At 52.4% G+C, this 12,904-nt stretch carries 10 protein-coding genes; all 10 read right to left on the bottom strand.

Annotated elements, in window-relative coordinates:
• Nucleotides 1-48 precede the first annotated feature (48 nt).
• The 10 genes from RAC90_RS01500 to otsB all read right to left on the bottom strand — a co-directional run bounded on the left by RAC90_RS01500 (nucleotide 49) and on the right by otsB (nucleotide 12,579).
• Entirely contained in the window at nucleotides 49-1,725 is a 1,677-nt protein-coding gene (locus RAC90_RS01500; protein ID WP_039343223.1) for a methyl-accepting chemotaxis protein, read from the bottom strand.
• A 109-nt stretch (nucleotides 1,726-1,834) separates the two neighbouring features.
• Nucleotides 1,835-3,397, bottom strand: coding sequence for a methyl-accepting chemotaxis protein (locus RAC90_RS01495; RefSeq protein ID WP_039343187.1), 1,563 nt, complete (start codon nucleotides 3,395-3,397; stop codon nucleotides 1,835-1,837).
• A gap of 254 nt (nucleotides 3,398-3,651) precedes the next feature.
• On the bottom strand, nucleotides 3,652-4,149 hold the full coding sequence (gene cheW / locus RAC90_RS01490; RefSeq protein ID WP_006120241.1) for a chemotaxis protein CheW: 498 nt from the start codon (nucleotides 4,147-4,149) through the stop codon (nucleotides 3,652-3,654).
• A gap of 23 nt (nucleotides 4,150-4,172) precedes the next feature.
• Nucleotides 4,173-6,164: a chemotaxis protein CheA gene (cheA, locus tag RAC90_RS01485; RefSeq protein ID WP_172677647.1), complete on the bottom strand. Its 1,992-nt coding sequence runs from the start codon at nucleotides 6,162-6,164 to the stop codon at nucleotides 4,173-4,175.
• An 11-nt stretch (nucleotides 6,165-6,175) separates the two neighbouring features.
• Nucleotides 6,176-7,435, bottom strand: a complete 1,260-nt coding sequence (motB, locus tag RAC90_RS01480) for a flagellar motor protein MotB (protein ID WP_033741999.1) — start codon at nucleotides 7,433-7,435, stop codon at nucleotides 6,176-6,178.
• Nucleotides 7,432-8,319: a flagellar motor stator protein MotA gene (gene motA, locus RAC90_RS01475; protein ID WP_006120238.1), complete on the bottom strand. Its 888-nt coding sequence runs from the start codon at nucleotides 8,317-8,319 to the stop codon at nucleotides 7,432-7,434. The genes motB and motA overlap by 4 nt, the downstream gene beginning before the upstream one ends.
• 131 nt (nucleotides 8,320-8,450) lie before the next feature.
• On the bottom strand, nucleotides 8,451-9,029 hold the full coding sequence (gene flhC, locus RAC90_RS01470) for a flagellar transcriptional regulator FlhC (protein WP_033742000.1): 579 nt from the start codon (nucleotides 9,027-9,029) through the stop codon (nucleotides 8,451-8,453).
• A complete protein-coding gene (flhD, locus tag RAC90_RS01465) occupies nucleotides 9,029-9,379 on the bottom strand; it encodes a flagellar transcriptional regulator FlhD (RefSeq protein WP_006120236.1) in 351 nt (116 codons plus the stop codon). Before flhD ends, flhC begins: the two co-directional genes overlap by 1 nt.
• Nucleotides 9,380-10,357: 978 nt before the next feature.
• A complete protein-coding gene (gene otsA, locus RAC90_RS01460; RefSeq protein ID WP_058701775.1) occupies nucleotides 10,358-11,794 on the bottom strand; it encodes an alpha,alpha-trehalose-phosphate synthase in 1,437 nt (478 codons plus the stop codon).
• On the bottom strand, nucleotides 11,791-12,579 hold the full coding sequence (otsB, locus tag RAC90_RS01455) for a trehalose-phosphatase (RefSeq protein ID WP_375123859.1): 789 nt from the start codon (nucleotides 12,577-12,579) through the stop codon (nucleotides 11,791-11,793). The genes otsA and otsB overlap by 4 nt, the downstream gene beginning before the upstream one ends.
• Nucleotides 12,580-12,904: the final 325 nt, after the last annotated feature.

The raw sequence follows: 12,904 nt of genomic DNA, 5'->3' as shown, positions 1-12,904 counted from the left end.
TCTGCTGCTATGCCCAACCGCACATCAGCGGTTGGGCCATCCAGGCAATTAGAAGGTTTCCCAGTTCTCATCACTGCGTGATGAGGGTTGGCGAATGCCCTCTGACGGACTTTCTAAACGTAAACTTTTTGCCGCCGTTGTCTTGTTAACGGCCTGCGTGACAATTTCTTTACCAATATTGAAGACAGAAACCGCTTGTTTTAAGTTGCTGGCCTGATCTTCCAGTGCCGCAGCGGCGGCGGCCGACTCTTCAACCAGCGAGGCGTTCTGCTGTGTCACGCGATCCATCTCGGTCACGGCCAGGCCAACCTGGTCGATGCCACGGCTCTGTTCGTCTGAAGCAGAGGCAATCTCTCCCATGATGTCGGTGACGCGCGTGACGGCGCTGACGATTTCGTTCATGGTATCGCCTGCGCTTTCAACCAGGACTGAACCGGTATTCACGCGACTGACGGAGTCCTCAATCAGCCCTTTAATCTCTTTCGCCGCCTGTGCACTGCGCTGTGCCAGATTCCGCACCTCACCGGCAACCACCGCAAAGCCACGGCCCTGCTCACCTGCGCGTGCCGCTTCCACGGCCGCATTCAGTGCCAGGATATTGGTCTGGAAAGCAATGCCATCAATCACGCTGGTGATATCGGCAATTTTTCTGGAACTGCCCGCAATTTCTTTCATCGTGGTCACGACACCGTCCACCACTTTGCCGCCCTGCTGTGCGGTTTCAGAGGCATTCAGCGCCAGCGTCGACGCCTGACGGGCATTTTCAGCATTTTGCTTCACGGTCGCGGTAAGCTGTTCCATGCTGGCAGCGGTTTGCTCCAGCGAAGCCGCCTGCTGCTCTGTTCGCGACGACAGATCGTTATTCCCTACGGCAATTTCGCTGGCGCCGGTATAGATCGCATCGGCCCCATCACGGACGGTGCTGACCGTACGGACCAGTTCACGTTGCATCTCCTGCAGAGACGTCAGCAAATCGCCAATTTCATTACGTACGGTAATGGCGATAGGCTGCGTCAGGTCACCCCGTGCGATATGCTGGATATGATCGATGCTCTGTTTTAACGGGCGAATCAGCAGGCTGCGCATAAGATTCCACACCAGCACGATCACTAGCAGCGTAACGACCAGCGTCCCCGCAACCAGCATAATCATGCGCTGATAAGCGGCATTATTGGCATCAATGCCTTTCTGGCTCAGTACCAGGTTGTAGTTAAGCCAGTCGTCATAATCTTTTTGGAATTTGTCCTGATAACTTTGTGTCGGCTGATCAACAAACCCTTTAAAGTTGCCGTTGCCCAGAAACACAATCAGTTCCGCCAGACCATCGTGGAATTGTTTGTAATTGGCCTGTAGCGTCAGCACGTTAGCCGCACTTTTTCCTTTCTCTGACAGGTTGGCATTGAATAATTCATAGCCCTTTTCAGCCTGTTTCAGCTCACTGTCAGCCAGCGCCACTAGCTCTTTTACAGTGGCTCCCGAACCTGCCATCTGCCCATCCTGCAAATAACGAATGCCCGCACGGTTTAAGGTATTACGTGCCTGGACAAGCGCAACCCATGACGTTCCCATGGCGCGTTGCAAGGTGCTAAGACGCTGGTTATAAGCAAAGTTTTCTTTATCTTCCGTAACCGTTTTGAAAAATACCCCACCCGAGAAAACCTGCAGCAAGGCAAAAAGCCCCAGTACACACAGGAGGCCGGTGACAACGCGTACTCGACTAAACATAGAAACCTCATTCATTAGCAATTCGATTCTGTTTATCGGCCCGCGCAGGCGGAACTTTACTGACAGCGTGAATTGATCATCACGCTGGCAGTAAAAACTGTCAGAACGCTTAAGTACGGGAGATTTTGAAGACGGAAACGGCCTGGGACAGTGAGCTCGCCTGTTGCTCCAGCGCGGCGGCGGCGGCGGCAGACTCTTCCACCAGCGAGGCGTTCTGTTGCGTCACGCGATCCATTTCTGTCACCGCCTGCCCCACCTGATCGATACCGCGGCTTTGTTCATCCGATGCCGAGGCAATTTCACCCATGATGTCGGTCACGCGGGTGACGGCACCCACAATATTATTCATGGTGCTGCCCGCGCTCTCGACCTGCTGCGAACCACTGTCAACGCGGGCCACAGAATCCTCAATCAGCCCTTTAATCTCTTTGGCGGCCTGCGCGCTGCGCTGCGCCAGGCTACGTACTTCGCCGGCGACAACCGCGAAGCCACGGCCCTGCTCGCCTGCACGCGCCGCTTCGACGGCGGCGTTCAACGCCAGGATATTCGTCTGGAAAGCAATACCATCGATCACACTGATAATGTCAGCGATTTTCTTGGAACTGTCGGCAATTTCTTTCATTGTGCTGACGACGCCATCCACAACTTTGCCACCCTGCAAGGCGGTTTCAGATGCGGTATGGGCCAGTTGTGAAGCCTGACGCGCATTATCCGCATTTTGTTTCACCGTGGCGGTCAGTTGCTCCATGCTGGCGGCGGTCTGCTCAAGCGAGGCCGCCTGCTCTTCCGTGCGCGCGGACAAATCGTTATTGCCCGCGGCGATTTCGCTGGCACCCGTAAAGATCGCATCGCAACCGCTGCGGACTTCACCCACCGTTGTCACCAGAGATTGTTGCATCTCACGGATCCCGGCGGCCAGTTGGCTCATCTCATTACGGCCTTCTACCTTCACTGGCTGCGTCAGATCACCGGAGGCAATCGTGCGGATATCCACCAGCAGACGTTGCAGGGGATAAATCAGCACCTGGCGCAGGCCAAACCAGCAACCGATGATCACCACGACCACCAGGGCGCCGACCATGCCCAGTAACCACATCATCTGAGTAAAGGCTTGCTGGTTTTGTTCTGCACCATGCGAAGACAGCTCGCTCTGCTTAAGACGCCAGGCCGTATAGGTGGCCTGCATGGCCTGCTGCTTCTGTTCAATGTTCTGTTTGAACATGCCTTCCAGATCTTTGGCTTTCAGGCTGGCGATCATCCCGCGCAGACCGGTCAGATAGGCGGCAAAATGGTTTTGTAACTGATCGCGCATTTCGGTATCCGCGCCTGGCGTTTCCGGAATGGCATTAAACTCGGCAAGATACTGCTCACCTTTATTGGCTTCGCTAATGGCTTTGTCCGTCAGGCTGTCCAGCTGACCGCCGTTCATTTGCGATGCCAGACTGGTTTGTAACCGCAACATGGCGCGGTTGAGCGTAGTACGTGACTGGTTCAGAGCCATATAGGCATCCGTCATGGCCGCCACGTTGCGTGTTGAAATCTGCGACAAGGCAAACGCCGCTTTATCATTATTGAGCGCTGACCAAAACAGGCTGCCTGACAGCAGTTGCAGGGCACCGAAAAGCATCAGTACCGTAATCAGACTGGTCACCACTTTTATCCGTTTTAACATCTTTTTCCCCGACTAAATAAGTAACGTGCAGGGGCTGTATCGGCGGCAACGCAGGATGTTTTAGCCATTCCGCTTTTAAAAAGGGGTTCAAATGACTTTTGTAATTATTGAAACCAGAGCAATATGCTAATCCTGGAGCAGGATCACAGACAGCGTGTTTTTGAAAGGTCGACGGGTGAAACAAAGGCGGTGATGACGGGTTCGGCGTGCAGAATAACAACTCGGGCCAGCGTTGGCTGGCCCGTGTTTAACGATTACGCGGTACGCAGGTTGTCGACCAGCGCCATCTCTTCGCTGCTCAGCAGCTTTTCGATGTCGACCAGAATCAACATGCGCTCGCCCAGTGCACCCAGACCTGTCAGGTACTCTGTTGACATAGTCACAGCGAACTCAGGTGAAGGACGGATCTGTTCCTGCGTCAGCGACAGGACATCAGACACACCGTCAACCACGATACCGACGACGCGGTTTTCGAGATTCAGCACGATCACCACGGTATTTTCGTTGTACTCAACGTCTGGCTGTGAAAACTTCACGCGCAAATCGATGATTGGCACGATAACGCCGCGCAGGTTTGTCACGCCGCGAATAAAATCAGGCGTGTTGGCAATGCGGGTTACCTGATCGTAACCACGAATTTCCTGAACCTTCAGAATATCGATGCCGTACTCTTCATCACCCAGCGTGAAGACCAGGAACTCCTGTCCAACGGTTTCGCCAGCAATTTTTGTCACGGTTGCCATTCCACTCATGTTATTTACCCTTTCGTTATCAATCAGGCGGCAGCGCCGGCCACACGTTTTTCACGGTTAAGTGATTGCAACGCCGAAACGTCTACAATCAGCGCCACGCTGCCATCGCCGAGGATGGTGGCGGCTGAAATACCTGGAACTTTGCGATAGTTGCTTTCCAGGTTTTTGACCACAACCTGGTGCTGACCGATTAACTGGTCCACCAGCAAAGCGTAACGCTTGCCCGCGCTCTGCAGAATCACCACAATGCCCTGCGTCGCTTCGGTTTTCGCCTCTTTCACGTCAAAGACGTTCCACAGTTCAACCAGTGGCAGGTATTCGCCGCGTACTTCCAGAACACATTCGCCGCCCGCCAGGGGTTTCAGCTCTTCAGCACGCGGCTGTAACGATTCCATCACCGCATTCAGCGGCAGAATAAAGACTTCGTTCGCTACGCGCACTGACATGCCGTCCAGAATCGCCAGCGTCAGCGGCAGCAGAATACGGATGGTGGTGCCTTTGCCTTGTTTTGAGGCAATTTCAACATGGCCACCCATTTCCTGAATGTTACGTTTCACCACATCCATGCCCACACCGCGGCCAGATACGTCGGTGACCTGCTCTGCCGTTGAGAAACCTGGCGCGAAAATCAACATGCCGACTTCTTCATCGCTCATGTTTTCATGCACCGGCAGTCCCGATGACAGAGCTTTTGCCAGGATACGTTCGCGGTTAAGGCCCGCACCGTCATCTGACACTTCGATACAGATGTTGCCGCCCTGGTGTTCTGCTGACAGCGTCAGATTACCTGTGGCAACCTTACCTGCCGCAATACGTTTTTCCGGGGTTTCGATGCCGTGGTCAAGACTGTTACGCACCAGGTGCGTTAACGGATCGATGATACGTTCGATCAGACTCTTATCGAGTTCCGTCGAGCTACCCAGTAACGTCAGTTCAACTTCTTTGCCCAGCTTGCTGGCCAAATCACGCACCAGACGTGGGAAGCGACTGAAGACGTACTCCATAGGCATCATACGAATCGACATCACAGATTCCTGCAGGTCACGCGCATTACGCTCAAGCTGCCCCATGCTGTTCAACAGTTCGCCGTGCGCGACCGGGTCCAGTTCACCTGAACGCTGTGCCAGCATTGACTGGGTAATCACCAGTTCACCCACCAGGTTAATCAGCTGATCGACCTTCTCAACCGCAACACGGATGCTGCTTGATTCGCTGGTCTTCGCGGGCGCGGCAGCGCGTTTGCTTTCGCGTTTCACTGCGGCAACCGGCAATTCGGTCACGGTTGCAGTCTGAACATCGGCAACCGCAGGCGCATCCACGCTTTCGGCTACCGCCGCGGCAGCGTCAGCACCCGGGAAGCGAATCTGCGCTTCATCAATAACGAAACACAGCACAGCAATAATGTCGTCTTTGCCTACGCCGGTAATGTGGCACTCAAGCGTATTGCTGCCTTTCTTCACGTTGCTGAGCGTGCCAAGATTACCCAGCTCTTCCAGCATCAGGTCGATATCTTTTTCTTTCAGGTCGACCAACTGCAGGTGAACACCTTCAGCATCAGAGGAGGCGGATTCTGCCTGACTGACAGGCGTTTCAAGCGCAACCACAACCGGTGCTTCAACCGGCTGACCTTTCGCCTCTAACGCCAACTGGCGTAATGCTTCACAGATATACTTGAAGCTTTCCGCGTTAGGCTCTTGCGCGGTTTTATAAGCATCTAGCTGTTCCTGCATAATATCTTTAGTTTCCAAAAACAGATTGATGATGTCGGTGCTGAGCTGCATCTCGCCGCGACGAGCACCATCCAGAATGTTTTCCAGGATGTGGGTTGTTTCCTGTAAAACCGTAAAACCAAAGGTTCCGGCTCCGCCTTTAATCGAGTGGGCGGCGCGGAAGATGGCGTTAAGCTGTTCAGAGTCTGGCTCCTGGGGATCGAGTCCCAACAGGTGTTGCTCCATATCCGCTAACAGCTCATCGGCTTCATCAAAAAACGTCTGGTAAAAATCGCTGATGTCCATGCTCACGGGAATCACCTCGGCTGTGAGGGGGCTGCTGTATTCACCGCACCTGCCGAAGACGCTGGCGGTGCGGAGGTTGTTTTCGTTGCATCCGCCGGTAGGGCTGACGGTGCAGGCGTTATTGTTGTTACCGCACGAACCGAAGAGGTTGACGTCGCGGAGGTCGCTGTTTTCGCCGCGACCGCCGGTGAGGCTGACGATGCGGAGGCTGCTGTTTTCACCGCGCTCGTCGATGACGCTGACGAGGCGGCGGTCGCGGCTTTCTCTGCGCTCGTCGATGCGGCTGACGGTGCGGAGTTCGCTGTTTTCACTGCATCCGCCGACGTGGCAGTTGCAGGTTTGGAAGATGTTTTATCAGCCGCATTACTGCCGGGTGCTGACGGCGCGGTCACTTTTTCTAAGGCAGAGGGATCGCTAATCTGAACCGCGTCACTTTCTGCGTTCTCTTTCTCAATCGCGGCTTCGGTATCATGGTTCAACACCAGCAAACTGATACGACGGTTAACGGCATCATCGCCGCCGCGATTTTTCAGTTTCATGGTATCCGCCATGCCGACGATACGCAGAATCTTTCCACCATCCAGCCCACCAATCACCAGTTCACGACGTGACGCATTGGCACGGTCCGCTGACAATTCCCAGTTGCTGTACCCTTTATCTCCGGTCGCATACTGAATGTCATCCGTATGGCCCGCGATACTGATACGGTTAGGGATGTCATTCAAAATCGGGGCAATCGCGCGCAAAATATCACGCATATAAGGTTCAACTTCTGCACTGCCGGTCTTGAACATCGGGCGGTTCTGGCTGTCGATGATCTGAATACGCAGCCCTTCATCAACCATATTAATAATCAGGTGCGGACGCAGCGCTTTCAGGCGCGGATCAGCTTCGATTAACTGGTCGAGCTTTTCACGCAGGCGGTTGAGGCGAATTTCATCCAGCTTGCGTTTCTGCGCATCCATATCCACAACCTTTTTGACTTCACCTTCTTTCTTCGTAGCATCGTCTCCTCCGCCTGGGATCGGGCTGCTACTGTCGCTACTTCTCTGTCCACCCGTCAGCGCCACTTTCAAGGGCGTCTGAAAATACTCTGCTATCTGGATAAGCTGTTGTGGGCTGGCGATCGACAGCAGCCACATCACCATAAAAAATGCCATCATCGCCGTCATAAAGTCGGCATAGGCGATTTTCCATGAGCCATGTCCTCCTTCATGTTTTTTATGTTTGCGCTTTCTAATCAGCACAATTGGGCGATTGCCATGTTTCATGAGGTCTGATCCGAAGTCTGTTTAGCCGGGTTCTTCGCGTTGCGAACGTGTTCTTCCAGTTCGCTGAACGATGGACGCTCAGCTGAATAAAGCGTTTTACGACCAAACTCGACGGCGATCTGCGGTGCATAACCGTTCAGGCTGGAAAGCAATGTCACTTTCACGCACTGCATCATCTTGGTCGTTTCAGCACACTTCTGACGTAATACCGACGCCAGAGGCGAAATAAAACCGTATGCCAGTAAAATCCCGAGGAACGTTCCCACCATGGCATGTGCCACCAGTGCCCCCAGCTCGGCGGCTGGACGGTCAGCTGACGCCAGGGCATGAACCACGCCCATTACCGCCGCAACGATACCGAAAGCGGGCAGGCCATCGCCGACGGCAGCGATACTTTGTGCCGGCACTTCACACTCGTGTTCATAGGTTTCAATCTCTTCATCCATCAATGCTTCGATTTCGAAAGCATTCATGTTGCCGCTCACCATCAGGCGTAAATAATCGGTGATGAAGTCGACTAACTGTTTATCGGCTAAGATGCGGGGATAATTAGCAAAAATTTCACTCTGGGCGGGATCTTCAATATCACGCTCAAGCGATAACATGCCTTGCTGGCGAGATTTCGCCATCAGCCGGTAAAGCAGTGCCATGAGATCCATGTACACCGCTTTGTTGTATTTCGAGCCGCGGAACAGCAGCGGCAGAGCTTTGAGGGTCTTCTTGATCGATTTACCGTTGTTGCCCACCAGAAACGCGCCGACGCCCGCCCCGGCGATCATCAGCAGTTCTGCAGGCTGGTAAAGCGCGCCAAGATGGCCGCCCACTAAAGCGTATCCGCCCAACACGGAACCTAATACAACGATGTAACCTAAAATTATCAGCACAGAAAAATCCTTACGTCCGTAACGTGTTGGTCGACGTTAAGCCAGAGAAACCGGAGATGTTCACCCTGTGGAGGCAAAAAAAAAGCAGCGGGATTAACCGCTGCTGGATGACTTCCACATTGCGAACAAATTTAAACGGCGTGTTTAACCTGTTCATCCAGCAGTTGTGGAAAGATATCGGCAGTATCTGCAGAAAGTTTACGTCTTTTTACGGCACGTGATGGTGGCTGGCACAGGCTGCAGACAAAGCTGCCAACAGGCTGATGTGCATGATTAATAAAGCTGCCGCTGCAGCATTTACAATCTGATAATTCCAGCATACCGCTTTCAACGAATCGCACCAGGGTCCAGGCGCGTGTTAGCGCCAACAGCGGGCCCTCGTCCGATTGCGGGCACTGCTCGAGATAAAGGCGGTAGGCTTTAATCACCGCATCAATCCCTTTGCTCAAACCGGTTTTCAGTAAAAACGTCCAGGCATTACAGAACATTGAGGCATGAATGTTCTGTTCCCAGGTCATGAACCAGTCAGTCGAGAATGGCAACATACCTTTAGGGGGTGGACTGCCACGCAACTCTTTATAGAGTTTGATCAAGCGACCGCGGCTCAGCTGCGTCTCGCTCTCCAGCATTTGTAAGCGCGCACCCAGTGTGATCAGCTCCATAGCGAGCTGAATATCACGCGCTTCCTGAACAATACTTTTCTCACCCATTATACCGCCCTCTTTTTAGTAGGCGCGGCGTCTTTCGACGCACTGCGTAATAAACGGCTGGATAAAAGAATCCCGGTATGGATTTGTTGTAAATCATCCACACGTGATTCCTGCGTCAGGCGATTAATAACGGTACTATCGGTAAAACGAAACTGACACACAAGTTGGTTGGTCTCAGCTAATTTCACCATTTCAGGTAAGGTTAATTCAGACAATGCGTCAGCCATCTTTTCATCGATCCCGAGGCGAAACATCGCAGAAGCTTTTTCCTGGTTAATTAATCGCTGCGCGAGCAGTAAATATGACAAGTTGATATCGTAAATATGTTTTAGTAATTCAGATGTACCCATTTTTCCATCCTGAGAGACGCGACGTAACTTACCGCAGATGACATCTCTGCGTATCGAGCTGCTGGTTGGTAAATCTAAAGATGGCAAAATAATTAAACATAAAAAGCAATGGTTCTGAGTTCTGCTTCTTTTTGCGACCCTGTCTGTCCGGTCAGAAGTCAATCTTTTCAGTCCACCTTATTCTTAAGTCGATAACCTTCTTCCCTGAGGCTTGCTTGCTTTTTTTAAGACTAATCCGAAAACAAGGCAAATCTATATCGGATGATCCTTACATACAACGACAGTTCGGTGAAATTTTAGATAAAGTGTGACACAGATCACACTTTTGCCTCTATTTTCTTCAGTAACGCTTTATTATCCCTTCCTCACTGTCTGTTTTTTGCACAATTTGACGTTTTTTTTACAGGGATTTGTCCTGAGCTGGACTTAATTGGCTACAAAAATCAGGGATGATTCTGTAAGGCAGGCAGAATTCCTGTTTATCTCAATGAATGGAATTTGCACCCTATTTAGAACCAGCCAAAACCATAAAACCAGTGGAATATGCTACCCATGGCGCGCATTATTTGTATTTAAATTAGTCAGTTAGGTGATAAGACAAAAAAAAGGGAAAACAGGGGCAGAAGGCCGACAATTCTGATTACGCGCTTTCTGACAATCCGTCGTAAAGGCTGAAAGCAACCCGTTTAGAGAGCGTACACCGATGTAACAAGGAGTTACATTAAGGATATGAATGAATTGCAGGCAGGAGAGTTTTATGCATTTTAACTATCGGCAGGAATGAAGAGAACTTTAGCTTAACCAGGTAAAGAAAGTGAATGGTGGTGTTAATTGCACATTTTTACGCCACTTTGCCGTCAGACGGACGCCTGGCGACGCAAAAGCGCTTTTGAGTTAGGGGACAATCATTAGCAACAGCGTGTATGCAAAAGCGGCGGGATGTAACGCACAGCAAGCCGTCCCTGGCTTGCTCTGCTGTCAGGCGAGTTTCGGAAAGGTGGCAACCTTATTTGCCATGCCGTGATCGGCACTCCGCGGGGCAATCTTCTCAAGATCACGCAGGAAGTTTTCGCGCCATGCGGTGATGTCGTTTTTACGCAGTACCGCCATCATATCGTTATAGCGTGAGATACGCTCGGTACGGGGCATGGTAATCGCTTTATCCAGCGCCGCGGCCACTTCATCGCGGTCATAAGGGTTCACGATGAGCGCGGACGTCAGCTCGTTAGCCGCACCGGCAAAACGGGACAGTACCAGCACACCCGGATCGTCCGGATCCTGCGCCGCCACGTACTCCTTCGCCACCAGGTTCATCCCGTCACGCAACGGCGTCACTAAGCCGACATCCGTTAAACGGAAAATTTTCATCAATAAACGACGGTCAAAGTGCTGGTTAAGATAATAGAGTGGCGTCCAGCCCAGGGTGCCGTATTTCCCGTTGATGCGCCCTGCCTCGGTTTCTAACTGATGACGAATATCCTGATAGGCCTGCACATCGCCACGAGACGTTGGCGCAATCTGCGAGTAACGAATCTTGCCGTGATGCTGCGGGTAGTTTTCCAGCAGCGCTTCATAAGCCAGGAAGCGTTCCGGCAGGCCTTTCGAGTAATCCAGACGTTCGCAGGCAATGATATTGCGCACATCGCCCAGCTCCTTCTTCATCGCCGCCATTTTGGGTGGCAATGGCCCTTCAGCCATCTCCTTAATGCTGTCAGGTTCAATCCCTATCGGGTACACCTCCGTCATAAAGGTATTGCCATAGGCGCGATGTTTTTTGTCACCTTTATTCTGCAACTGCGTCAGCTGGCTCAAACTGTCGAGGAAGGCGACGCGATCAGATTCCGTCTGGAATCCTAACAGATCGTATTCGCACAACATTTCCAGCAGTTCTCTGTGCGGCGGCAGCGCATTGAAAATTTCGGGCGTCGGGAAAGGAATATGCAGGAAGAAACCGATGCGGTTGTTGATGCCTGCCCGGCGCAGCGCGGCGGCAAACGGCAGGAAGTGGTAGTCATGAATCCACAGAATGTCGTCAGGCTTGATCAGCGGTTTCAGCCGCTGCGCGACGGCATCATTAACTTCGCAGTATCCTTCCCAGGCTTCACGCTGGAACTGCACCAGATCTAAACGGTAATGGAAAGCAGGCCAGATAACGGTATTAGAAAACTGACAATAATAGAGATCGTACTCGTTCTGGCTCAGCGGGAAGGAAGCATATTCAATACCATCATGCTCCGTTACCGATACCGGGTTTTCTTCCTCACCCGAAAATTCACTTATCTCACCGTTCCAGCCAAACCACAGTCCACCCGTGCTTTTCAGCGCATCCAGGATGCCAACGGCAAGGCCGCCCGCGCTGGTTTTGTTCCCATTTGGCATGGCGATACGGTTAGATACAACAACTAAACGACTCATAACCTAAACTCCTTACCAACGTTATCTTGCTCTAATTGTAATCGTGTTCTTTCCAGCCAGGCATAGACATCCGTAACGTCATGTAAACGATAACGTGCCTGGCTTTCGCCTTCTCCCACTTTCACGGAAATCCCGTGCATGGCATTGACGGCGGCAAAGCCTTTCTCATCGGTCAGATCGTCACCGATGAACACCGGAATACGTCCCGCGAACGGGGCTTCCTGCATAAATGCCTGTACAGCCGCGCCTTTATCAATGCCGGTCGGTTTAATTTCAACCACACACTTTCCGGGCTGCAACGTCAGACCCGAGAAACGTTCGACGGCGGCCTGCGCAAGGTGCAATATGTCCTGCTCATGTGCCATCGCCCGACGATAATGGAGGGCAAACGCCATCCCTTTCACTTCAAGCTGCGTATCTGGCCAGTGGGCCATTTCGGCTTCCAGCATCTGTTTTAGCTGACGTTCAGTCTCTTCGGGCAGTGACACGCGGTGCACCTTGCCCTCCGCGTCACGACGTTCAGCGCCATGCACGCCGGCAGCCGGCGCGTGCAACGGTGCCGCAAGCGCATCCAGTTGCTCAACAGGACGACCTGATACCAGCGCCAGCGCGCCGTGGCATAAAGAAGAGAGGCGTTGCAGCTCTGCTACAACCTGTTTTGGAATGAAAGCGGCATCCGGCTGGGGCTGTATCGCTGCCAGCGTGCCATCAACATCAAAAAAGAAGGCATACAGACCGCCGCTCAATGACGGAAACGAGGCATTACTTTCTGCCGTCTGGGTCACGTGTCTTCTCCTGTAAACGGGTTCATCATCAGGACATCGCAGCAGAGAGCGTTCAGCAAGAGGTCGGCGCAAGGCCGAATGAAGTAAGGAGACTGCGCGGTAAAACCCTGCAATTCGGTAACTCTTTCTCCAAAAACATACGCGTTAAGTGCTGAAAAACTCACTGACTGTCGTTGTCGCCCCATAAAGTGTAGACGCAATCCTGCATTCTGCCAGAAATATGCATTTCCTGTGCCAGCCGTCACGCTTAATTCTGCTGCTGACAATAACGGCGATTACCGGCCTGCTCACGCCGACTTATTTTGCGCCCGCAAAAAAGAAATAA

It is taken from the genome of Pantoea sp. CS_6, from assembly GCF_041954745.1.
Taxonomy (GTDB): domain Bacteria; phylum Pseudomonadota; class Gammaproteobacteria; order Enterobacterales; family Enterobacteriaceae; genus Pantoea; species Pantoea stewartii.
Note: the sequence above shows the minus strand (reverse complement) of the source record. Positions and strands in the feature narration are given on the sequence as shown.

Excerpts from the sequence above, each read along its gene's own strand:
- RAC90_RS01500 (WP_039343223.1), bottom strand. The coding sequence starts at position 1,725 with ATGTTTAGTCGAGTACGCGTTGTCACCGGCCTCCTGTGTGTACTGGGG.
- RAC90_RS01495 (WP_039343187.1), bottom strand. The coding sequence starts at position 3,397 with ATGTTAAAACGGATAAAAGTGGTGACCAGTCTGATTACGGTACTGATG.
- cheW (WP_006120241.1), bottom strand. The coding sequence starts at position 4,149 with ATGAGTGGAATGGCAACCGTGACAAAAATTGCTGGCGAAACCGTTGGA.
- cheA (WP_172677647.1), bottom strand. The coding sequence starts at position 6,164 with ATGGACATCAGCGATTTTTACCAGACGTTTTTTGATGAAGCCGATGAG.
- motB (WP_033741999.1), bottom strand. The coding sequence starts at position 7,435 with ATGAAACATGGCAATCGCCCAATTGTGCTGATTAGAAAGCGCAAACAT.
- flhC (WP_033742000.1), bottom strand. The coding sequence starts at position 9,029 with ATGGGTGAGAAAAGTATTGTTCAGGAAGCGCGTGATATTCAGCTCGCT.
- flhD (WP_006120236.1), bottom strand. The coding sequence starts at position 9,379 with ATGGGTACATCTGAATTACTAAAACATATTTACGATATCAACTTGTCA.
- otsA (WP_058701775.1), bottom strand. The coding sequence starts at position 11,794 with ATGAGTCGTTTAGTTGTTGTATCTAACCGTATCGCCATGCCAAATGGG.